The 22,104-nt window shown below is 61.9% G+C and carries 22 protein-coding genes and 1 pseudogene; 19 read left to right on the top strand and 4 right to left on the bottom strand.

Annotated features, from left to right (window positions below):
• Positions 1-67: 67 nt before the first annotated feature.
• The 7 genes from CVV68_RS19270 (at position 68) to CVV68_RS19300 (ending at position 5,542) form a co-directional block, all read left to right on the top strand.
• Positions 68-277 carry an MbtH family protein gene (locus tag CVV68_RS19270; protein ID WP_110502647.1) on the top strand — a complete coding sequence of 70 codons (210 nt, stop codon included), beginning with the start codon at positions 68-70 and terminating at the stop codon, positions 275-277.
• Positions 277-1,281 (top strand): ATP-binding cassette domain-containing protein, encoded by a 1,005-nt coding sequence (locus CVV68_RS19275; protein WP_211320919.1) that lies wholly within the window; start codon positions 277-279, stop codon positions 1,279-1,281. Before CVV68_RS19270 ends, CVV68_RS19275 begins: the two co-directional genes overlap by 1 nt.
• A complete protein-coding gene (locus tag CVV68_RS19280; protein WP_110502624.1) occupies positions 1,278-2,078 on the top strand; it encodes an ABC transporter permease in 801 nt (266 codons plus the stop codon). Before CVV68_RS19275 ends, CVV68_RS19280 begins: the two co-directional genes overlap by 4 nt.
• Before the next feature lie 35 nt (positions 2,079-2,113).
• Entirely contained in the window at positions 2,114-2,827 is a 714-nt protein-coding gene (locus CVV68_RS19285; protein WP_146238966.1) for a 4'-phosphopantetheinyl transferase family protein, read from the top strand.
• A gap of 142 nt (positions 2,828-2,969) precedes the next feature.
• Complete coding sequence (locus CVV68_RS19290; protein ID WP_110502626.1) at positions 2,970-3,224, top strand: cation diffusion facilitator family transporter; 255 nt, start codon at positions 2,970-2,972, stop codon at positions 3,222-3,224.
• 14 nt (positions 3,225-3,238) lie between these two features.
• Positions 3,239-3,448 carry an HAD family hydrolase gene (locus CVV68_RS23995; protein ID WP_146238967.1) on the top strand — a complete coding sequence of 70 codons (210 nt, stop codon included), beginning with the start codon at positions 3,239-3,241 and terminating at the stop codon, positions 3,446-3,448.
• Positions 3,449-3,649: 201 nt separating this feature from the next.
• Positions 3,650-5,542 carry a transketolase gene (locus CVV68_RS19300; protein WP_110502628.1) on the top strand — a complete coding sequence of 631 codons (1,893 nt, stop codon included), beginning with the start codon at positions 3,650-3,652 and terminating at the stop codon, positions 5,540-5,542.
• Positions 5,543-5,603: 61 nt separating this feature from the next.
• Here CVV68_RS19300 and CVV68_RS19305 read toward each other — a convergent pair whose 3' ends face one another.
• A complete protein-coding gene (locus CVV68_RS19305) occupies positions 5,604-6,416 on the bottom strand; it encodes a Rieske (2Fe-2S) protein (RefSeq protein ID WP_170133253.1) in 813 nt (270 codons plus the stop codon).
• A gap of 478 nt (positions 6,417-6,894) precedes the next feature.
• Between CVV68_RS19305 and CVV68_RS19310 the strand changes: the two genes are divergently transcribed.
• Positions 6,895-7,302, top strand: coding sequence for a ferrochelatase (locus tag CVV68_RS19310; RefSeq protein WP_110502630.1), 408 nt, complete (start codon positions 6,895-6,897; stop codon positions 7,300-7,302).
• A gap of 210 nt (positions 7,303-7,512) precedes the next feature.
• Here CVV68_RS19310 and CVV68_RS19315 read toward each other — a convergent pair whose 3' ends face one another.
• Positions 7,513-8,988, bottom strand: coding sequence for an SDR family oxidoreductase (locus tag CVV68_RS19315; RefSeq protein WP_110502631.1), 1,476 nt, complete (start codon positions 8,986-8,988; stop codon positions 7,513-7,515).
• The gene (locus CVV68_RS19320) at positions 8,985-9,797 is read right to left on the bottom strand and encodes a TspO-related membrane protein (protein ID WP_110502632.1); all 813 of its coding nucleotides are present in this window, start codon (positions 9,795-9,797) and stop codon (positions 8,985-8,987) included. Before CVV68_RS19320 ends, CVV68_RS19315 begins: the two co-directional genes overlap by 4 nt.
• Before the next feature lie 119 nt (positions 9,798-9,916).
• Here CVV68_RS19320 and CVV68_RS19325 point away from each other — a divergent pair, with 119 nt between their 5' ends.
• The 8 genes from CVV68_RS19325 (at position 9,917) to CVV68_RS19360 (ending at position 17,260) form a co-directional block, all read left to right on the top strand.
• A complete protein-coding gene (locus CVV68_RS19325; RefSeq protein ID WP_110502633.1) occupies positions 9,917-10,414 on the top strand; it encodes a MarR family winged helix-turn-helix transcriptional regulator in 498 nt (165 codons plus the stop codon).
• A complete protein-coding gene (locus CVV68_RS19330; RefSeq protein ID WP_110502634.1) occupies positions 10,411-11,532 on the top strand; it encodes a polyprenyl synthetase family protein in 1,122 nt (373 codons plus the stop codon). Before CVV68_RS19325 ends, CVV68_RS19330 begins: the two co-directional genes overlap by 4 nt.
• Before the next feature lie 153 nt (positions 11,533-11,685).
• Positions 11,686-12,468, top strand: coding sequence for a phytoene/squalene synthase family protein (locus CVV68_RS19335; protein ID WP_245933664.1), 783 nt, complete (start codon positions 11,686-11,688; stop codon positions 12,466-12,468).
• Positions 12,465-14,135, top strand: a complete 1,671-nt coding sequence (gene crtI, locus CVV68_RS19340; RefSeq protein ID WP_110502636.1) for a phytoene desaturase family protein — start codon at positions 12,465-12,467, stop codon at positions 14,133-14,135. Before CVV68_RS19335 ends, crtI begins: the two co-directional genes overlap by 4 nt.
• A complete protein-coding gene (locus tag CVV68_RS19345; RefSeq protein WP_110502637.1) occupies positions 14,132-14,488 on the top strand; it encodes a lycopene cyclase domain-containing protein in 357 nt (118 codons plus the stop codon). Before crtI ends, CVV68_RS19345 begins: the two co-directional genes overlap by 4 nt.
• Positions 14,485-14,844 carry a lycopene cyclase domain-containing protein gene (locus CVV68_RS19350; RefSeq protein WP_110502638.1) on the top strand — a complete coding sequence of 120 codons (360 nt, stop codon included), beginning with the start codon at positions 14,485-14,487 and terminating at the stop codon, positions 14,842-14,844. The genes CVV68_RS19345 and CVV68_RS19350 overlap by 4 nt, the downstream gene beginning before the upstream one ends.
• A gap of 3 nt (positions 14,845-14,847) precedes the next feature.
• Entirely contained in the window at positions 14,848-15,705 is an 858-nt protein-coding gene (locus CVV68_RS19355) for a prenyltransferase (protein WP_110502639.1), read from the top strand.
• Between the two features lie 37 nt (positions 15,706-15,742).
• Entirely contained in the window at positions 15,743-17,260 is a 1,518-nt protein-coding gene (locus CVV68_RS19360; protein ID WP_110502640.1) for a cryptochrome/photolyase family protein, read from the top strand.
• 29 nt (positions 17,261-17,289) lie between these two features.
• On the opposite strand, the pseudogene CVV68_RS25105 reads toward CVV68_RS19360, so the two are convergent.
• Positions 17,290-19,403, bottom strand: a pseudogene (locus CVV68_RS25105) (MMPL family transporter).
• Positions 19,404-19,635: 232 nt separating this feature from the next.
• On the opposite strand from CVV68_RS25105, the gene CVV68_RS19370 reads away from it, so the two are divergent.
• The 3 genes from CVV68_RS19370 to CVV68_RS19380 all read left to right on the top strand — a co-directional run bounded on the left by CVV68_RS19370 (position 19,636) and on the right by CVV68_RS19380 (position 22,076).
• Entirely contained in the window at positions 19,636-20,220 is a 585-nt protein-coding gene (locus CVV68_RS19370; protein WP_110502641.1) for a MarR family winged helix-turn-helix transcriptional regulator, read from the top strand.
• Positions 20,221-21,315: 1,095 nt separating this feature from the next.
• Positions 21,316-21,504 (top strand): Abi family protein, encoded by a 189-nt coding sequence (locus CVV68_RS24970; protein WP_368773188.1) that lies wholly within the window; start codon positions 21,316-21,318, stop codon positions 21,502-21,504.
• Complete coding sequence (locus tag CVV68_RS19380) at positions 21,501-22,076, top strand: Abi family protein (protein ID WP_110502642.1); 576 nt, start codon at positions 21,501-21,503, stop codon at positions 22,074-22,076. The genes CVV68_RS24970 and CVV68_RS19380 overlap by 4 nt, the downstream gene beginning before the upstream one ends.
• The last annotated feature ends 28 nt before the right edge of the window (positions 22,077-22,104 follow it).

The following is a 22,104-nucleotide window of genomic DNA, read 5'->3' on the forward strand; positions in this document are numbered from 1 at the left end:
TTGCCTTGGTCCCGTTTCAGGCCCCGCCTGTCAGAAGAAATCCAGCAAGGAACCTGAGGGAATGTAAATGACGAACCCATTTGATGACACGACCGCAACCTTCCGCGTATTGGTCAATGACCTGCAACAACACTCGCTGTGGCCCTCCTTCGCCGACGTCCCGAACGGTTGGCTGGTCATGTACGGCCCCGGCGGCCGGCAGGAATGCCTGGACTTCGTCTCCCGGAGCTGGACCGACATGACGCCGCGCACGGTGGCCGAGCTAGCGGCCTCCTAGTGATCCGCGTACGGGGACTGTGCAAGAACTTCGGCGGCTTCCGCGCACTTGATGATTTGAACCTGGATGTTGCGCCCGGCCAGGTGTTGGGACTCCTGGGGCCCAACGGCGCCGGAAAAACCACCACTGTGAGGGTGCTGACCACGCTGCTGGCCCCGGATGCCGGCGAGGTAACCGTGGCCGGACACAATGTCCTGACGGACCCGGAAAGCGTTCGCCGGTCCATCGGCCTGTCCGGGCAATATGCGGCCGTTGACGAAAAGCTGACCGGCTACGAGAACCTGGTCATGGTGGGCCGGCTCTACGGCATGAACCGGAAGTCCTCGGCCGTGCGGGCTGCCGAACTGCTGGACGAGTTTCGGCTCTCCGACGTGGCGGGCAAGCGTGCGGGGGCCTACTCGGGCGGGATGCGGCGCCGGTTGGACCTGGCCGGTGCCATTGTTGCCCGGCCCGAAGTGGTGGTGCTCGATGAACCCACCACGGGACTTGACCCGAGGGGACGGCTGGACACCTGGGCCGTGATCTCCTCACTTGTCAGCGCCGGGACCACCGTGCTGCTGACCACCCAGTACCTGGAGGAAGCAGACCAGCTGGCGGACAACATCGCGGTGATCGACGCCGGGCGCGTGATTGCCGAAGGCACAGCCGACGAGCTCAAGTCCCGCGTCGGCTCTGAGCGGATCGACATCGTCGTGGCCCGGCCGGAGGGCGTGGACCGCGCCGCGGCAATCCTCGCCGGGATCGCCTCGGCAGCACCCGAGGTTGACCGTCAGGCACGCAAAGTCAGTGTTGCCGCCCCCGACGGGCACCACATGCTGGTGCGGGCACTGGGCGAGCTCGAAGACGCGGGGCTGCAGGTGGTCGAGGCGGCACTGCGCCGCCCCACCCTGGACGATGTGTTCCTGCAGTTGACGGGCCAGCGGGCCCGGGACCACGCCTCGCCCACCCCCACCGATTCACCGACAGCCGGCGCAAGCCAGGACCGTGAGGTACTAAAAGCATGAGCAGTCTCAACGCAGCCATCCGCGACAGCTCGGTGGTTGCCGGGCGCAACCTGCGCAATGTCATCCGCACCCCCGGTGCCATGGTGACCAGCGTGGCCCAGCCCGTCATGTTCGTCCTGCTGCTCGCCTTCGTCTTTGGCGGCACCCTGGGAGGGGACCAGTACCGGAGGTTCCTGATTGGCGGCATCCTGGCCCAGACCCTGACGTTTAACGCCTCCTTCACTGCCGTCTACCTGGCCAAGGACCTCCAGCTGGGGCTCATTGACAGGTTCCGTTCCCTGCCGATGTCGCGCGGAGCCGTCATCCTGGGCCGGTCCTCGGCCGACCTGGTGACCAGCCTGCTGTCCATTGCCGTCACGCTCCTGTGCGGCCTGACCATCGGCTGGCGAATCAACAACGGCCCGGGCCCCGCACTGCTGGCCTTGGGGCTGCTGCTGCTGTTCACCTTCGCCGTCTCGTGGGTGGGCGCCGTGATCGCCCTGACGGCGCGCAGCGTTGAGGTCGCCCAGAGCCTCGGCCTGATCTGGCTGTTCCCAGTGACCTTCATTTCCGGCGCCTTTGTTTCTGTGCAGTCCATGCCCGGGCCGCTGCGGGCCTTTGCCGAGTGGAATCCCGTGACAGCCGTCGCGACGGCGGTGCGAAAGCTGTTCGGCAACGCCGCGCCGCAGGGCTTTCCAGCACCCAGCGGCTGGCCTGCAGAGAACGCCCTGCTCTACGCCCTCATGTGCTGCGTCGCCATCATCGTGGTCTTTGCACCGCTGGCCATCTCGCAGTACGTGCGGATCAGCAAGCGGTGACCCCCGGCAACAAGGCTGGTCCCGTGGAGTACGTCATGGCAGGTGCACAGGAGGTGCTCTCCCACGCAGCCCGCTTCGGGGGACCCGGGGAACTGTTGAGCCACGCCGAGCTGGCCGCCGCTGCACGCTTCAGGAACCCGGCGGACGGCCGGGGATACGCCGCAGGACACATCCTGTTCCGCGTCATGGCCGCACGGGCCCTGGGCGGCACCCCGCGGACTGCGCGCGGGCTGGCCATCCACCGGCACTGCCGCAACTGCGGCGGAGCGCACGGAAAACCCGGGATCGACGCCACCAACCTGAGCCTCTCCCGGGCCAGGGACACGGTGATGGTTGCCTCCGCCGCCCCAAACCGGCCCCTCGGGGCTGATGTGGAGGCCTTTCCCCGGCAGCTACATTCCAGTTTCGACAGTTTCGCGCTCTCCCCTGAGGAACGGGAGGCGCTGGCGCACACCGACGTCGAGTCCCGCATACGGCTGTGGGTGGCCAAGGAAGCAGCCCTCAAGGCGACAGGACATGGCCTGGCTGTCGAGCCGTGCGCGCTGCACATTGGGCCACCAGCCCCCGACCATCACGGGACGAGGGCGGGCAGCTGGGCCGCCGCTGTCGAGTCCCCGGCCCTTCGGGAAACGCACGGACTGAATATCGCCTGGGTACCGGCGGGCGGCAATCATGCCGCAGCCCTTGCTACCTCGGCCCAACCCGACATCAAGGAACTGGACGTCCAGGAAGTGTTCCAAGGCAGCTGACGCGTTGGAGCAGCCAGGGCCGCAACAGCCGCGAACCCAGAGGCAGGAACCAGTACGTCACGATTCGCGTCAGCAGGCTCAACGAGAAGAACAACAGAAGGATGACAACGGCCTAAAACAGGACCGCCAGGTTCTTGACCAGGTGCCGAACAGTTCAGACACCCCCACCCGGGCGGCCTTCAACGAAGACGGCACGGCGCTGATCGGCCTCGTGCTGGCCTTCCTGGGCATCCTCCTGCATCACCTGAACGGATCCCCCGTGCCCGACGCCGTCGGATCCATTTTGGTCGGCATCCTGCTGGGCATCGTAGCGGTGGTTTTGATCGAGAAGAATCGCCAGTTCCTCGTTGGACAGGCAGTGGCCCCGAGCTGCGAAGGACCGTGGCCCTGCGGCTGACGGAATACACGGAGGTGGCACGGGTAACCTACCTGCACCTCGAGTTTGTCGGCCCGCGCAAGCTGTACCCCGTGGCTGCGGTTCACATGACGGGCGACCAGCCGGAATCCGATGTGACGAGCAACCTTTCGAACCATCGAACGGCGTCTCTCCCGACCGTGTTGGTCGTCCTGACCGAAACACCCACCGGCCTGCACAGGCCCATTGAACCGGGTTGGGGCTGATTGACGGGCCCGAATCGAACGGCAGCCGAGCCAGCGAACTTTGGAACCTTCGGACGGTGTACACGGAATGGACCTGTGGCTAGGCTGAAATTGCAGAGACACCTGGGCCCAAGGCCGCTGCCGGATCCGCGGAACCCGGCGCAAAACCACCGGTCCCAACGGCCGGTCTGCCCGGGCAGGACGCAAGTGGAAGGCACAATCATGAGCAATCAACCGATTCAAACCCCTGGTCCTTTGGATGCCGCCGCAACCGAGCTGATCCAATCGCTGGCGACGCAGTTACGCGTTGACTCGATCCGCTGCAGCACCCAAGCCGGCTCCGGCCACCCGACATCTTCCTTGTCGGCTGCGGAATTGATGGCTGTCCTGCTCCAACGACACCTGCGTTACGACTGGGACCACCCGGCGGAGGCCACCAACGACCACCTGATCTTTTCGAAGGGCCATGCCTCGCCGCTGCTCTATTCCATTTACCGCGCGGTCGGAGTGGTCGGGGAAGACGAACTGATCCATACCTACCGCCAATTCGGAAGCAGGCTCGAAGGCCACCCCACGCCGTTGCTTCCTTGGGTGGATGTTGCCACAGGATCGTTGGGGCAGGGACTGCCGGACGCCGTCGGCGTGGGACTTGCCGGAAAATACCTGGACAAACTGCCTTTCCACACGTGGGTCCTTTGCGGCGACAGCGAAATGGCCGAAGGCTCCATGTGGGAGGCCATGGACAAGGCAGCGTTCTACAAGCTGGGCAACCTCACGGCCATGGTCGATGTGAACCGCCTGGGACAGGACGGCCCCACCGAGCTCCAATGGGACCTTGACCGTTACGCACGCCGGGTCGAGGCGTTCGGGGCGCAGGCACTTGTCATCGACGGCCACGATGTTAAGGCGATCGACGACGCCCTGACCGAGGCACGCTCGAATCCCGCGCAGCCGACCGTGATTTTGGCAAAAACCATCAAAGGCAAAGGCGTGCCCGAGATTGAAAACAAGAACGGCTGGCACGGCAAGGCCCTGCCGCAGGACATGGCTGAGCGTGCAGTCGCTTCCTTGGGTGGACCCACCAATGTGCGGATCACCACCGCAATGCCCGCAACGGGAACGCCTGCCATCACCGCAAACGCCCACGCCGACGTCGTCATGCCGCGGTGGGAAAAAGGCGAGAAGGTGGCAACCCGGGCCGCTTTCGGGGCAACGGTTGCAGCCTTGGCGGCACGGCCGGAAATCGTGGTCCTGGACGGCGAAGTGGGCAACTCCACGCATGCCGCGGAGTTCAAGGACGTTGCCCCGGAACGATACTTTGAAATGTACATTGCCGAACAGCAACTCATCGCGGCGGCGGTCGGAATGTCAGTACGCGGTTATGTTGCCTTTGCGGCCAGTTTCGCGGCGTTCCTTATATCCAGACCCTTCGACTTCATCCGCATGGCTGGTGTCTCCGAGGTCGACCTGCGGCTTGTGGGGACCCATGCGGGCGTTGAAATTGGGCAAGACGGCCCGTCGCAAATGGCATTGGAGGACATCGCTGCGATGCGTGCCATACACACGTCGACGGTTCTCTACCCGGCCGACGCGCCAGCCACCGCACAGCTGGTGCTGGGCATGGCCGATACGAAGGGCATCACATATTTGCGGGCCACCCGCGGCGCCTACCCGGTGATCTACGCTCCGGAGGAAAAGTTTCCCGTGGGCGGCTGCAAAGTTCACCATTCCGGGCCCGAGGACGTCATCACCCTCATCGGTGCCGGCGTCACACTGCACGAATGCCTTGCTGCAGCCAGCAAGTTGTCCGACGGCGGCATCAACGCCCGGGTCATTGACCTTTACTCCATCAAGCCCGTTGACGGAGAAACCCTGCGACAGGCATGCCGGGCCACCGGGGGCAGGCTTGTAGTTGCCGAAGACCACTATCCGCAGGGAGGGATTGGCGCCGCCGTGCTTGAAGCACTGGCAGGTCCGGACACACCGGAGCTGCACATCAAGCTCCTCGCCGTCCGCGGCCTGCCCGGCTCGGGCACACCTTCCGAACTGCTGGATGCCGCCGGCATTTCCGCACGGCACATCACGGCCGCAGCCAGGGAGCTCGTCAAAGAGTAACCGGCCGGCTTGGCCGGCGTGTGGCAAACGAACCCCAATAACGCCGTCTACGATTCGTGTCTCAAACGCAGCCTGCGGGGTCGTGGCCGGACCCTGGACCACTTCTTGGTGCCATTGAGAACCTGCTGTAGTGCCATGGGCATTCCACACACGGATTGGAACTGGAATGATAGACCTTGCCTTCGCTCATCGGGCCGGCCAGGTGGGAGCACTTGTTGGAAAGTACATTGATGGACCCATCCGCGGCACGCCACACCAAGAACGGGACATCCCCCAGGGAACGCTTTTCGATTTTTTTCACCGGAATACCGCCCAGCTCACAGAGCCTTTGCCAGCCTGGGGCAACGAGGTGCGGGACCTCTTCAGCATGATTTGTTCCCGACGCCAGCCGGCAGGCAAGGTGGCCGCACAGAGTTCCGCCGACGGCGATGGTGTCCAGCGCCGCCGCTGACGCGACAACTCCCGGCCCGCGGTGCCCCTTGCTCCGCAGCGCCCAGGAGACCCCGAAAAGGAGGGTGCCGGCTGCATTTGCCGCGGCGTGGGCCACCCCGACGCGCTGCTGCTGGGGATGAAGTTCCGCCCAGGCGGTCCATCCCGAAACAACAGCCGGAAGGGCGCTGGCGATCAGGACCTCCGATGCCGTTTGGGTGCCGGGCACAGGGTCAAGAATGACGGCCGATGTCCAGGCGCCAATGGACAATTGAACAGCGAGGGGGTGCAGGGGATGCCCCGGGGGCACGCCGTGGAGCAGGTCCTTTGCGGCGCGGGCATGAATCATGCGGTTGACCGCCTTTTTGAGGCAGGCAATGACGGTGTCCAAACTGTCTGCATTCTCCAATCCGTTCAACGCCCTGAACGGCAAAGACGTGTGCATCATGGCCCCTTGCCCTACTTCACATTGCCTTCGCGGCACTTCCATGAACGGTGATGCCCTACTCGCTGTCAGGATGGTGTTGAAGCCCCAGCGTGGCCCTTATGGTTGCACGTCGCAAGCGCCTGGATGGCGGCGGTCACGACAGGGGCAGGGCAAAGACCAAGACCCCCGCCCCGGCAAGGGATTTTTGAGGTTTGTGGCCTCCCTGCCCATTGGGCCGCCCACAAACAAGGGACCCGTCGCAGAAATGCGGGCGGGCCCGGGGGTTTGCGGCACCCGGGGCGCACAAGGAACACCATTGATGATGGGTTCCGCATCGATCCCGGCGTGGCTACAGTAAGGGCAGGAATCCACTGTCCGGAAGCCGCATTGCGTCAAAGCAGTTTCAGCTCCCGCCGGATCCTCACATCGATACCAGAGCAGCAGACAGCTTTTCCAAGGCCACGGCCAGAGCTTTTTATCAACGAACCTGCGGGTAATGATCTTTGGTCTGCCCGGCTCCGCCAAGCCACACACCGGGCTGATCGCCTGGATCCATGGAAAACTGGGCCTTGATCAGCAGCTGGAATCAGCGCTGGTGTATTGTTCACGCTTAGGTCCACCGCATGTTCCTTGGCTGGAGCCAGACGTGAACGACCGTATGCAAGAGCTCAAAGCCGAGGGCATTGACGGTGTCATTGTTGTCCCGCCAGGTTTCGTCTCAGATCACATGGAGGTCAAGTACGATCTCGACACAGAGGCAGCACAGACCGCCGCCCGGTTGGACATGGCCTACCTGCGCGCTGACTCCGTCGGTACAGATCCTTCCTTTGTGGCCGGTCTTGTTGACGCCGCATTGGAACGCTCTGCCCAGTACCGGGCGAGAGCGTTGAATCGCCAGCGGTGACTGAAGGAGGGCCGTTGGCCCTGGCACTGGAGCATGCCCAATCCCGTGTTGCCTGGGTAGGCAAGAGAAACCCGAGTCCCCATCCTGGGCTGTTGGCGCTGACTCGTAGGCAACGTCCGGCATCCCCCACGGGACACAAGGGGATTGGGCCGCTGAATGATGAAAGCGTCGTTCGGCGGCCCTGCCGCGAACCTGCCGTGACGTTTCGTTTTATCGGCCTTGGTGCTTGCCCTCGATGTCCTCGGCCGCTTTGGTGATGCGTTTGGACATGGAAGAGAAGATCCGGCCGTGAAACGGTAGGATGGCCAGCCAGTACAGGCGCCCGGCGATGCCATGGGGAAAAAAGACGGCGCGCTGCGTGTAGCGGCTTCCCGATTCAGTGGGTGCAACGGAGAGTTCGAGCCACGCCCGGCCTGGGGCACGCATCTCTGCTCGCAGTCGCAGAAGTTGGCCGGGCACTATTTCCTCAACCCTCCACCAGTCGACCGCGTCCCCGAGGGCCAGGCTTTCGCGGCTGCGCCGCCCACGGCGCAGCCCCACCCCGCCCACCAGCTTGTCCATGATGCCCCGCAGTGCCCAGGCGCCTGGCAGTGAGTAGTATCCGGTCTCCCCGCCGATTCCTTGAATGACCTTAAAAACGCTGTCCGGGCGGGCTTGGGTGTCGCGTTCACGCACATCGGTGAAGACAGTGTGTCCAGCCCATTGCGGGTCCGTGGGCAGTGGGTCTGCCGGTGATTCCAAGGCGTGTGCTGTCACCCAAGTGGTTTCCACCGTGTCGTCGCGCATCTTGGCCAATGCCAGTTCCACTGCCCGCAGGTACCCGGTCAGGCCATTTGCGGGGCGGGCTATCACGGCGTCTATGTCATGGTTGCGCATCACGCAATCGTGTTGGAGGGATTCGACCAGGGGGACCGCCAAAGAACGCGGAATGGGCGTGACCAGGTTGACCCATTGGGCGGCCAGCCAAGGGGTCAGCACGGGCAGGGGCAGGATCTTTGGCCGACGAATTCCTGCAGCATCGGCGTAGCGCCGCATCAGCTCCGCATAGCTGTGAGCCTCGGGGCCGCCAATATCGAAACGGCCCGAGACCTCTGGTGGCAGCGAGGCAGCTGCACTGAGATAGTGCAGGGCATCGCGCACGGCGATGGGCTGCACCCGGTTCAAGACCCAGCGGGGGGCCGGCATCACTGGCAGGACATCCGTGAGGTGGCGGACCATTTCGAAGCTGGCAGAGCCGGAGCCGATGATCAGTCCAGCTTGCAAGGTAAGGGTGGGGATGGCGCTGGACTCGAGAATCTCACCAACCTTGACCCTGGAAGTGAGGTGCGTGCTCAGCTCTCCATCAGGATGCAGCCCCGATAAATAAATCAGGCGCTGCAGCCCCTCGGTCTGCGCAGCAGCCGCCAGCACCTGCGCACACCGTTCCTCGACCGGCCCGAAGTCTTTGGTGCTCCCCATGGAATGCGCCAAATAGTAAAGGACTTCTGCACCTGAGCACAGTTCCTGGACCGCCTGTGGATCAGCCAGATCGCCGGCGACAATATGGACGTTCTTGCTCCAAGGCACATCGCGCAAGGCATTTTTTCGGCGGGTCAGTACCCGCACATCGTGGCCTTGTTCCAGTAGGACGGGGACAAGCCGTCCTCCGATATAACCGGTTGCGCCGGTGACGGCAATGACACTCATGCGGCATTCTCCAATGTCCGGTTGAACTTCATCCGGCGTTTGGTGGCTGCCATGAGCGCGTACATAATTACCAAGGCGGCGGCACAAAGGGCCGTGCTGGACACTGGAACCGATTCAAGCCCGCCATCGCTGCGGCCAACACCAATCCACGCAATGCCCCACGCCATGGCCAGCGCGGCAGCTATGCGCCCACCGGAGAAGTGCACTGTGCCGGCGGCAATAAGCGCTGCAACAACGACCAGTGCCACTGCGAGCGGGGTGGCCCACGCTGCGCCGTCTCCGACACCAAGCGAGGACAGCCATGCTGCAATGTTTGCCACCGTAGCAACACTGACCCAGCCCAGATAGGGGCCAAAGGCAAGTGCGGTGATCCAGCGCTCCGGCGCAGATTCCGCAGCGGGCATCATGAGCAGGAAGATCCTGACCAGCAACCCCAGCAGAAGTACAATGACCAACACACTGAGCCCAAGCCATCCGAGTTGAACTGCGCCAATCCACAGCGCGTTCATGACAGCCGAGGCCGCCGCCCAAGGGCGCATCTTTCGCTGGGACTGGCTTTCACCGGCTTTGGCAGTCAACTGCCATGCCGCGTAAACCAGCAAGGCGGTGTAGATGAAGCTCCAGATGGAAAAGGCTCCGGTTCCCGGTGCCAGCAATGTTGAGTCAGCACCCAGACGCCCGCCTGCGGCGTCGGCAATGGGGGTTCCACCCAGCGCTCCGCTGCCGTAGAAGGCTCCCAGCGTGGCAAGCAAGACCGCGAGAGCACAGAGGATCCGGGCGGTCAATGACGCTGAGTATGTTGTTCGCATCACTAATTCCCTTGACTGTTGAAGACTTTCCAATACAGAACCTGCGTTATTCGACAAGTGTGAGTCACATAACCCATAATGTATCTAGATAAGCGAGCAATCAACCCCTCGAGGTAAAAATGACAGGACGTACTTTCGATCAAACCTGTGGCGGGCGTTCCGCAGCCCGGTTGTCGCAGGAGGTCCTGCCCTTCAACGACTCACTCACGCATTCAATCTGCCCTGAACTGCAGATTAACGAAACCGATTTCAATGCACTGCAGCATCTGGCCTTTGGAAAGGCGCTAGCCCCGAGTGACTTGGCGGCAAAGTTGGGCATCACCTCTGCTGCGTCCACGGCACTTATTGACAGGTTGAGCGCACGTGGGCAGGTAGTGCGCAAGCCGAACCCCACGGACCGGTGCAGCGTGCTGATTCATGCCGGCCCGGAGACTGTGGAGCTGGTGGTAGCGGCGGTGCGTCCACTCTTTATGGATTCAAATGAACGACTGAACAACACGGCACCGGAGGAACAACAAGCGGTTATGGCATTTCGGGAAGATGTACTCCAATCGATCCACGCCGGGATCGACTCCCTCCCTCCGAACACTCCAGCGAAACGGGGAGCACGATCATGACGTTGTCGACCTGGACAACTGCACAGCCGGCAACAGGACTCAGCACTGCCGACGGCTCAAGATTTGACGCGTCAGTACGCCATGAAATCTCTCAGATAGTGGACGGCTACAAAAAAGATGCCGCGGCCTATTCACCCGCGACGGCAGTCCTATGGGACCGTATCTTCACTTCACTGGAAGGCGGGAAGCTTACCCGGCCGCGGCTGGTCAAGCTCGGACACGACGCCTTTGGACCCCAACTCCGGCCCGACCACCCGCGGGAGCAGACCGCCGGGAACCGGATCGTCCTCCTGGGCTGCGCCTTTGAACTGCTGCATACCTCGTTGCTGATGCATGATGATGTCATCGACCGGGACTTTACACGCCGGGGACGCCCCACCCTCTCCGCACAGTACCGCAACGATGCCCTGGCCGCGGGGCAAACCGTGCCCGACGCAGAACATGCCGGGCACTCTGCAGCAATTATTGCCGGGGACCTGCTCCTCGCCGCAGCCATCTCACTGGCCCTGCGTGCCGGCAGTCCACTTGCGCAGGCCGCTGCCATTGAACGGTCCTTTCAGTTGGCCATCCACAATGCGGGCGCCGGAGAGCTGGAAGACCTACTGTATTCGTTGGATTATTCCCCCGCCAAAGTGCAGGACGTCCTGCGCATGGAGGAACTCAAAACAGCGTCGTACTCCTTCAGGTTCCCCCTGCAGACTGGAGCCTTGTTGGCCGGTGCAAGTCCAGCGGAAGCAGCCGCGCTGGCGGACATTGGCGGCCAACTCGGCGTCGCCTATCAACTTATTGATGATGTGCTGGGCACCTTTGGTGATCCCAGCAAGACAGGAAAGTCGGTTGACTCCGACCTTCGTGAAGGAAAAAGCACCATCTTGACGGCACTGGCTGCCGAACAGCCCGAATTTGGCGAAAACTTGAAACTCCTGCGCACACGCACCGCCACGCCCACTTCGCTGCGTTCAGCCTTGGCCGCTGCCGACGCGGAATCGCTGGCACGGCAGCTCGCCAAGGAACTCTGTGAGGGCGCGCTGTATTCGGCCCGGCAACTGGATTTGCCTAAGACTGTTTCGGCCCAGCTGAAAGACTTTGCAGCACTGATTTTGAACAGGGGGGCGTAGTTAATGAGCCAGGACAGTTCAGCCAAATCGACGGCGGCGAGGCCTGCACCGGGAGCTGGCCCAACACCCTTGGAGCGCTACTCTGCAACGGCCAGCAGCAGTGCCCGGGTAGTGATCAACAATTACTCAACCTCATTTTCACTGGCCTGCCGGATGCTTGATAAACAATCACAGACGCACATCGCGAACGTCTATGCCCTGGTCCGCCTGGTTGATGAAGTCGTCGACGGCGTTGCCCGCGAGGCCGGGCTCAGCGACCAGGCTACAGCCCAAGCCCTGGACCGGCTGGAAGACGAAACGGAAGCAGCTATGCAGAGCGGTTACAGCACCAACATGATTGTCCATGCCTTCGCCTGCACGGCAAGGCAGAGCAGCATTGACACCGACCTGACCCGTCCCTTCTTCACCTCGATGCGCAAAGACCTCAGCATTTCAAGCCATGATGAGGCCTCCCTCGATCAGTACATCTTCGGCTCCGCCGAGGTGGTGGGACTGATGTGCCTGCGCATATTCCGTTCAACGCCGGACGCCCCCACAGGCCATGACGCCGAGGTGGAATCCGCGGCAAGACGTCTCGGAGCGGCCTTCCAGAAGGTCAACTTCCTGCGCGATCTGGCCGTCGACACCAGCGAACTTGGCCGCTGCTATTTCCCGGGACTGGATCCGTCGGGATTTTCAGATGAACACAAGAATAAGCTGGTCCAGGAGATTCGTGATGACCTCGACGCCGCCGCCCGTGGCATCCCCTACCTGCCGCCCCGCGCGGCTTTGGCTGTGAGCCTGGCCCACGGGATATTTACCGCACTCAACACGCAGTTGGAACGCACCGGCGCCGCGAATCTTCTCCTCCACCGGGTATCGGTGCCGTCGGGGCGCAAAGCGGCGATCGCACTGCAAGCCCTGCTGTCAAATTCTTTCAAGCGGCAGCACCGATGACCCCGGCCACAGAACGACGAGAGCCACGAGTGAAAAAAAGAAATAGGAACGCCCAGCAAGCATTCGATACCCAACACGTGGTGGTCATCGGGGGAGGCTTTTCCGGACTGGCCACGGCCGGACTCTTGGCGGCATCGGGGCACCAGGTCACCTTGTTGGAACAGCAGAAGCGCCTTGGCGGCCGAGCGGGCCGCCTGGAGCGGGAGGGATTCACTTTTGATACCGGCCCATCCTGGTATCTCATGCCGGAAGTCATTGACCACTGGTTCGAGCTGATGGGAACCACCACGGATCACGCCTTGGATCTGGTGGCGCTTGACCCCGGATACCGGATCTGGTTTGGAAAAGATGGCAGTTCGCTGGATCTATCAACGGGTGGGTTCGCGGACGCCGCCTTCGAGTCGTTACAGCCCGGGGCCGGTGCCGCGCTGGCGGAATACCGGCGGAAAGCCCAGGAAAGTTACAGCCTTGCCCTGCGGCACTTCCTCTACGACGATTTCTCCTCGGCTAAAACGTTCCTCAACCCCCAACTCGTCAAGCTGCTGCCGAAACTCGCGCCACTGCTGGTCGGCTCGCTGGAAAAGCATGTGGCCAAACGCTTTAGCGACCCGCGGCTGCGCCAAATCCTGGGCTATCCGGCAGTTTTCCTGGGTTCCAGCCCGCAACGGACCCCGGCCCTTTATCATTTGATGAGCCATCTGGATCTCACCGAGGGAGTCCAGTACCCCCAGGGCGGATTCGCACAACTCGTCGATGCCATGGTGCAGATCTGCCAGGCAGCTGGTGTGGAGATCATTACGGATGCGCGTGTGGAGGGCATCGATGTCGGCGCGACGACTGGTACGCCGCGGGTTGAAGCGGTGAGGTGGGTGAACACTGCGACAACGGGGACAAAGCGCCATGAGGTGAAGGCCGACGTCGTCGTCGGCGCCGCCGATCTGCACCACATCGAGACTGCCCTCCTGCCACCGAAATTCCGTGCCCATTCAGCAGTGTCATGGAAACGCCGCGACCCGGGCCCCAGTGCCGTGCTGGTGTGTTTGGGTGTCAAGGGAAAGCTCCCGCAACTCAATCACCACAATTTATTCTTCACCCGTGACTGGGAGGAAAATTTCGCCCGCGTCCATGAGGGAAGAGATCTCGAACCAGAAACCAGCATCTACGTCTGCATGCCCAGCCATACCGACTCTTCCGTGGCCCCACAGGGAGACGAGAACCTTTTCATCCTCGTCCCGGCACCTGCCCTGCCCGAATGGGGCTGCGGCGGACCGGACGGCACGGGAAGCCCCCATGTGGAAGACGTGGCAAATGCCGCCATTGACCAAATCGCTGCATGGGCGGGCATCCCGGACTTGCGGGAACGCATCGTGGTGAGGCAAAGCTATGGTCCGGAAGATTTTGTCAACAATGTCAACGCCTGGCGTGGCGGCGCGCTGGGACTGGCCCACACGCTGAGACAAAGTGCATTCTTCCGACCCGCCAACCACAACCCCAAGGTCCGTGGCTTGCACTATGTTGGCAGTTCGGTTCGACCAGGGATTGGGATCCCGATGTGCCTGATCAGCGCTGAGCTCGTTGCAAAACGCATCAACGGGATCAGGACACCAGGACCGTTTGCCTTCGACAGCGCTGAACCGGCACCGTTGCCGAGACAGGCAGGACAATGACGTACCTGTTGATTCTGATCGTCGTGATCATCTGCATCGCCACGCTCGACGCCAGATACCGGTTGTTCCTCTTCTCTCGACCTGTGCCGGCACTCGTGACACTGCTGGCTGGCACCGGCATCTTCCTGCTCTGGGATGTCATTGCGATTCATCAGGGCATCTTTTTGCATCGTGAATCCCCCCTCATGACCCGCGTCATGCTCGCTGAACAGCTGCCACTGGAAGAAGCGTTCTTCCTCTTCTTCCTCTGCTACCAAACCATGGTTCTCGTGACAGGCTCCCTGCGCTGGCGTTCGTCCCGGCAGGCGAAAAAGCTCGGTCCGACCACCGCCGATGCCAAGGAGACGATGTGAGTTACGGATTGCTCTCGCTCTATTTCATGGCCGGATCGGCCCTGCTGCTGCTCCTCGCCCTGCGTGTTAGGCGAATCAGCATGCGCAGCGTTCTTCCGGCACTTGGATTCTCCCTGGCTGTGCTCTTGGTGCTGACCGCAGTCTTTGACAATGTAATGATCGGATCGGGACTGTTCGACTATGGCCGGCAAACACGGCTGGGCCCGCGGTTGGGGCTGGCACCGATCGAGGACTTCAGCTACCCGGTCAGTGTAGTGCTTTTTGCCCCGGCGCTGTGGTGGCTTGCCGGCGGACGTCCCCCGGCCGCGTCCGTGCGGGAACCGTCGGTGACCAGCACCAACGGGGCGGGACAATAGGCCATGCTGCGTGAACTCCTTCTGACCTCCCGCCCTGTTTCCTGGGTCAATACCGCCTATCCATTTGCGGCCGCATATCTGCTGAGCACAGGAACCGTGGACTGGATTTTCGTCCTGGGAACGGTTTTCTTTCTCATTCCCTACAACCTGGCCATGTACGGAATCAACGACGTTTTTGACTACGAATCCGATCTGCTCAACCCCCGAAAGGGTGGTGCCGAGGGCGCGCTGCTGGACCGCGGCAAACACCAAAGGATCCTGCTTCTGTGCGTCCTGGCCCTCCTGCCCTTCCTTGCCGTCCTGTTGCGTGTTGGCTCGTTCCAGGCCAATCTGGTCCTGCTGCTGTCCATGGCCGCACTTGTGGCCTACAGTGCCCCGCACCTGCGTTTCAAGGAGCGTCCCTTCCTTGACTCTTTGACCTCAAGCACGCATTTTGTTTCCCCCATGGCCTATGGGCTGGTGTTGGCAGGGGCTCACCTCGATGCCCAGTTGGTGGCGATCACGGCCGCCTTCTTCCTGTGGGGCATGGCATCACACGCATTCGGTGCCGTGCAGGACATTATCCCGGACCGTGCCGCAGCCCTGGGTTCCATCGGCACCGTGCTTGGCTCCCGCCGGACGGTGGCCTTGGCAGCGCTGTCCTACCTGCTGGCTGGCATACTGTTGTTGTTCACCGACTGGCCCGGACCTTTGGCGGCGTTGCTGGCAGTGCCGTATCTGCTCAATGTTCTGCCGTTCCTGGCTCTGCACGATCCTGAATCCGGCCGCGCGCACACGGGATGGGTGCGTTTTCTCTGGTTAAATTACGTGACGGGTTTCTTTGTCACGATGCTCTTGATTTGGTATTCCCTCACACGATGAGTCCCATGGGGACAACACTTTAAGGAACTCAGCTGCCATGACGAATCCGGCTGTGCGGGCCGTGCATATTGCATGGTTCCGCGATGATCTGCGCATTGCCGACAACCCCGCACTTTTTGCTGCCCTGGAAGGAAACGACGGCGGCACACTCACCATCGCCGTATATGTCCACGACGAAGTGTCTGAGAATATCCGGCCCTTGGGATCCGCAGCACGATGGTGGCTGCACCATGGCCTGCGGGAACTGCGCGCCCAACTTTCGGAACTGGGTGTGCCGCTGGTGTTGCACCAAGGAACGGCACTGCTTAAAATTCCTGAAGCAACAGAGGCGCTCCGTCAGCACTTTGGCCTGAACCCCGAAGACCTTTCGGTGTATTGGAACCGTCGTTATGGTGGCGGGGAACGGGCCGTCGACGCTTCCCTGATGGAGCTCCTCCGCGGACAGGGCGCCACAGTCTCCAGCTTTTCCGCCACCCTGCTGCACGAGCCTTGGACCGTGCAAACCCAAGAGCAACGCCCCTACAAGGTGTTCACACCCTTCCATAATGCCGCGCAGCTAATCCCGCTGCGCCCGGCACTGCCGGCCCCCTCAAACGCTCAACAGGCAAGGGCACCGGAGATGCCGGCCGGCGAGGAGCTGGATAGTTGGGGGCTGCTGCCCAGCCGTCCGGATTGGTCCGCCGGTCTGGCTGCGGCGTGGACTCCCGGCGAGGCTGCGGCGCATGAGCGCCTCGGCGTGGTTCTTCAGGACGTGGCCGCCGACTACCTGCTCGGACGCGACCGCCCCGGAATCGATGGTACGTCCCGGCTGTCACCGGCATTGCGTTGGGGGCATCTTAGCCCGGTCCAGGTGTGGGAAGCGTTGGGCGCAGTGGCGGCAACGCATCCGGAAGCCGCCGAAGGCGCCCGGGCCATGATGCGGCAATTGGCGTGGCGGGACTTTTGCTGGAACCAGCTCTACCACCGGCCGGATCTGGGCAGGGTGAACCTGCGCACGGAATTCAACGAATTTGATTGGGCATGGCCCACCGGGCTGCTTCCCACACCCGCCAGCGGCCGGCCTGCAGCGAAGCCCCCTACCGTGCCAAGTGACGCTGTCCAGGGACAGATCAATGCACTCCATGAAGCCTGGTGCCGGGGGGAAACCGGATTTCCGCTGGTTGATGCCGGCATGCGGGAGCTCTGGGAGACCGGATGGATGCACAACAGGGTGCGCATGGTGACCGCCAGCTTGCTGGTGAAGAATCTTGGCATCCATTGGAGGGCCGGCGAGGCCTGGTTCTGGGACACCCTGGTGGACGCGGACCCGGCCTCGAATCCGGCGAACTGGCAGTGGGTGGCGGGTTGCGGCGCCGACGCTGCACCGTATTTCAGGGTTTTCAATCCGGTCCTGCAAGCCAAGAAATTTGATGCCCAGGGCCGCTACCGGGCCCGGTTTGGACCGCTGCTGAACCAGGAGCCTGTGGTGGATTTGAAAGAATCACGGGCTGCTGCACTGGCCGCTTACGAGCACATGAGGCACAGTGCGAGAACCGGCGACGCCCACCAGCCTTGAAGGGCTTCGCCGGTTCGGTCAAGGGCACGCTAGCTGCGGTGGCGGGCGGATGTTGCCAAGTCGGCGCCTTCGGTAGCTGCTGCCCGGGACAGTTTGGATGGCCACCAGATGGCTTTTCCGATGTCGTGGGTGAGCGCGGGAACCAGCAATGAGCGCACGATGAAGGTGTCCAGCAGCACACCGAAGGCGACAATGAACGCGATCTGCGCCAGGAACAGGATCGAAATGACACCAAGTGCGGAGAAGGTGGCGGCCAGGACCAGCCCGGCCGAGGTGATCACGCCACCGGTGATTACCAGACCCCGAATGATACCCTCACGCGTGCCATGTTTGACGGACTCCTCCCGTACACGGGTCATGAGGAAGATGTTGTAGTCAATCCCCAGCGCCACCAGGAAGATGAAACCGTAGAGCGGAACGGCCGGGTCGGCGCCGGGGAAATGGAAGACCTGGTTGAAGAAGAAGGCCGCAACCCCCAGCGCCGTGCCAAAGGAGGGCACCGTGGTCAAGACCAGCAGCACCGGGGCCAGGACCGACCGCAACAGCATCATGAGAATGAGTAGAATCACCATAAGAACCACGGGGATGATGAGGTTGCGGTCGTGGATCGAGGCATCATTGGTGTCGATTGCGGTAGCCGTGACCCCACCAACCAGGGCATCGGGAACCGTGCTGGACAGGCTCGTCCTGACTTCACGCACGACGCCGGCTGCAGCGTCCGAATCAGCGGCGGCTCCCAGCGTGCCTTGGAGCATGACGTCTCCGCTGACCACCGTGGGTTCGGGAACAGCGGCGCCGGGTGCGCCCATCGACTGGAGCCCCTGATTTGTAACGGTGGCGGCGCCACCGGGGGCCCTGGCAGAAATCACGGAAACCGATTCAATGCCGTCCTGTGCCAGCATCACATTTGCGGCCTCTTGGAGTTTCGACGTCGGGACCACCACCAGTACGGGGCTGCCGGTGCCGCCGGGGAAATGTTCACCGAGTATGGCTTGGCCGTCGCGGGCTTCTGAGGAACCCAACACCAGGTCCGACTGCGGCACACCGGTGGCGTTGAGCGCGGTGGCGCCGAAAGCCCCCAACAGCAGGACAGCCGTGGTCACCATCCAAATCAATCTCGGGCGGCGTTTGATTGTCCGGGCGAGTTTTGCCCAGATTCCGGTGGCATGCACGCCGTGTTCGGCGGCCACGACCTCCGGCTCAAATCTTGGCCGCCGCGGCCAGAGCGTTCCGATCAAAGACAAACAACAACGCAGGCAGGAGGGTCAGTGCCGAGAGCATGGCGAAAACGATCCCGATCGCGGCAACAGGTCCGAGGGAACTGTTGGATTTCAGGTCGCTGAACAACAGGCACAGCAGGCCCGCGATGACGGTTCCGCCGGAGGCCGCAATGGGTTCGGCAGATTTGCGGATTGCCTGCATGCTGGCAGCCCATTTGTCCTTGCTGACTCGCAGTTCTTCACGGTAACGGGACACGTAGAGCAAGGAATAGTCCGTGGCAGCACCGATCACCAGAATAAACAAGATGCCCTGTGTTTGCCCGCTCAACATCAGGATTCCGGCTTTCGCCAGCCACCACACGCCTAGCAGCGCAACACACAGGGCAAAGAGGCTTGTGGCGAGCACAGCCACGGAGAGTAGCAGGGAGCGGTAGACAAGGATCAGGATGATGAAGACGGCCAGGAGGGCCACACCCAGGAGTACCCCGTCGATTCCGGAAAAGCCTTCGATGAGATCTGCCGTGAACCCGGCAGGGCCGGTGACATGAACCGAGACACCCCCCCGGAATGGCGGCCCGCAGGGACGTGCCAATGGCGGTTACCGCCGACCCAATGTCTGTATCGGATTGGATCGGCACGAACGCCTGCACAGCCCGGCCGTCTTCGGAGGGAATGCCCGGGGACACGCCGGCTCCCACACCGGGTATCTCAGGCAGTTTTGCGATCCCCCTGGACACTGCGGCAATTTCAGTTTTGCCCAGTGCAGCATCGCTGGAAAACACGACGACTGCGGGGATTTCATCGGAGTCACGGAACTCGCCCAAGAGCCTTTGCACCTGGGTGGCGTCGGACGAGGACGGCAGGTAGGTGGTTTGATCATTGGAGGAAACTTCACTGACCCTGCCAAAATACGGTCCACCGATCGAACCACCGGCGAACTAGACGATGATGATCAGCGCGGGCACCAGGATCCTCAGCCACTTCGCCGTCTGGGCGGGGCCCTGCCGCGATCAATTGCACCCGCGGCGGACTGCGTTGTTCTGGTCATGAGTTCATCTCCCGTGAGAGCCAAATTTTACCCTAGTTTAGCTAGCAAATAACTCAGCGTGCAACATCTGTGGTTCTTTATATTGGTTTCAGGATAGAATTGTCTTTATGGCACGTATCGAGGCAACCCCCGCACCGTTGCCCACCAACATCTATGACGTGAACGCCGCCGACCCCAAGAGCCAACTGGTCGACCGTTCCGCAATGGCCGGCGCTGACGTTGCGCACATCGGGGAACTGATGGCAGCGCTGGGAAGGCTGCGCAACGCGGAACAGCAGCTTTCAGATGCTTCACTGAAATACATGAAACTGAATCAAACGGACATGCGGGCACTTCACTTCTTGATCGTCACCGCCAACACCGAGGCAGTGGCAACTCCCGGGGCCATTGCCAGCCACCTGAAGATCTCGACGGCGTCCACCACCAAGCTGCTGGACCGGCTGGAAAACGCAGGCCACATCATCCGCCAGCCGCATCCCAGCGACCGGCGCGCCCTGGCCATTTCCATCACGCCCAAAACCCGCCAAGCAGCCATGGAAACCGTTGGCCGCCAGCAGTCCAAGCGGTTCCATGCTGCAGCACGTCTCAGCGCCGCGGAGCGCGATGTGGTCATCCGCTTCCTGGACGACATGACCCAGGAAATCTCCCTTACGGACGAGCCATGGGCCCAGCCCGCAGCCTCGCGCGAATAGCCCGCCTTCCCTGAAGGCCGAGGGACCTCCAGCCCTTATTTTGGTGGAAATCAAATAGTCAAGGCTGATCCTCCGTTTGAACCTTCAGCGCTGGCATCCCTCTACCCATTTAGATGCGCACTACCGTTTGGGGCCTCCGCTTTTGCCTTCGCCGATCATGGCGATGGGCAAGAAAATGGCATGACCGTGCCAATCCGGATGCTTCATGATCAGTCCGCTTTCCCTACGGATCGGGCTGGATTTCTTTGGTGGAGCAGCCCTGCAGGGGAATACGGGAAGCCATGGCTGTGACTTCACGACCAGCTGGGCAGACTGCAAAGCCGTGGGTTGCAGACCGGCGAACCGACCAGCACCCTGGGCATCCCCACAGGCCGGACCAAGCCGGAGCTGTGGCACGCCTGAGCCACAAGCATTCACAAAGCAAGTCGGGTCGGCGTTGAAATTCCAAGGCGCGGCCATCGGGCTGGGAATCCATCCCCGCACTGGCAGGGGCTTCGACAATGGCATCGTCGTATTCACCCACTCCCTCTTTACTGCACGCCAATCTGTGCGGCAATCAAAAAGCCCCTACTCCCGGCTTCGGGCCAGAGGCAAAGGGCGCCCCTGATCGGACCGGGCCCGATGCGGACAGTGGATCAATCTAATGGTTTTTTAATGAGTTGGGTTGGAATGCCCCCCCGGTGCCACTCCCCCAAAGCAAAGCCCCAGGTCAGCGGCACACTCCCGGCCCCCTGTCGGATTCGAACCGACGAACGGCCTGATTTCAGGGCGGTACTGACGATGATCTTGAGCCCGGAGGGCGGTGCTACAGGGATTCCCCGTCATGATCTATGCGACTACTGATTGTTCAGGTCTTGGGACCACCGGCTCAGTGCGGCGACTGTGGTGAATCGGTGTCAACACGACCGGTTCCGCCCCCAGGGGTCCAGTGCCGTCTTTACGTTTCACTGACGATGAGACCAAGTCGATGGATCCGAAACCGCACAAAGCATATCCAGAACAGCTGGACCCCCTCAGGCGGCGAGGGATGCACATCGCGGACTAAAAGTCAGCACTGGCTCTTCTGCAACGAGCCGACTTCTACACCCTCAGCAGCTGGAGGCACGCGACGGCTCGCGAACCGGTCAGTTTCGCCCGGGAACGTCGCTTGCTCAAGTTCAGGCACTGTGGGAGTTCGACAACCGGATCCGCTTATCCACCTTTGCGGTACTACAGCATGTGGAAAATTATCTTCGCGCCTTGAAGGGGTATTCACTGGGTGCAGTTGATCCGTTGACCCGTTGATTGATCGCAAGCAGGAACTCCTCTCGATCGACCGTTCCCAGGACTATCCAAAATGGCCCGCCAAGCTTGACCGCCAAGTGGCAGACTCACGTGAAGAGTTCATCATTCACCATAGGAACAACCGCAACAGCGTCATCCCCGTATGGGTTGCCGTCGACGTCCTCGACTGGGGCGGCCTCTCCTACCTTTTCAGCTTTGACCCATTGAACGTGCGCGATGACGTGGCCCAGCATTTCGGGCTCAATGCTGCACAACTGAAATCGTGGTTGCGCGCCTTGAAAGTCGCACGCAACGTCTGCGCACACCACGGGCGCTTCTACAACCGCTACTACTCACTGACTCCAAAGCTTCCCGGCCGAGGTCGCAGCGACTCACTGGATTTCATTGCACCGCTGAAGGACCCAACCTTCGCGATGCTCACCCTGGTTCAGCATCTGGCCTCCTTCACTCTTGGTGCGAACCCCCGCATATTTCCGGCGACGTTGCGGTCGTTTCCCACAGAAAGTGGGATGACTCTTGGATCGACAGGGGCACGAGAAGGCTGGGAATCACTGTCACCATGGCACCCGTGAATTGATGGTAAGAAATCTAGAAATTGAG

The sequence above is a fragment of the Arthrobacter livingstonensis genome (genome assembly GCF_003219815.1).
Lineage (GTDB): Bacteria > Actinomycetota > Actinomycetes > Actinomycetales > Micrococcaceae > Specibacter > Specibacter livingstonensis.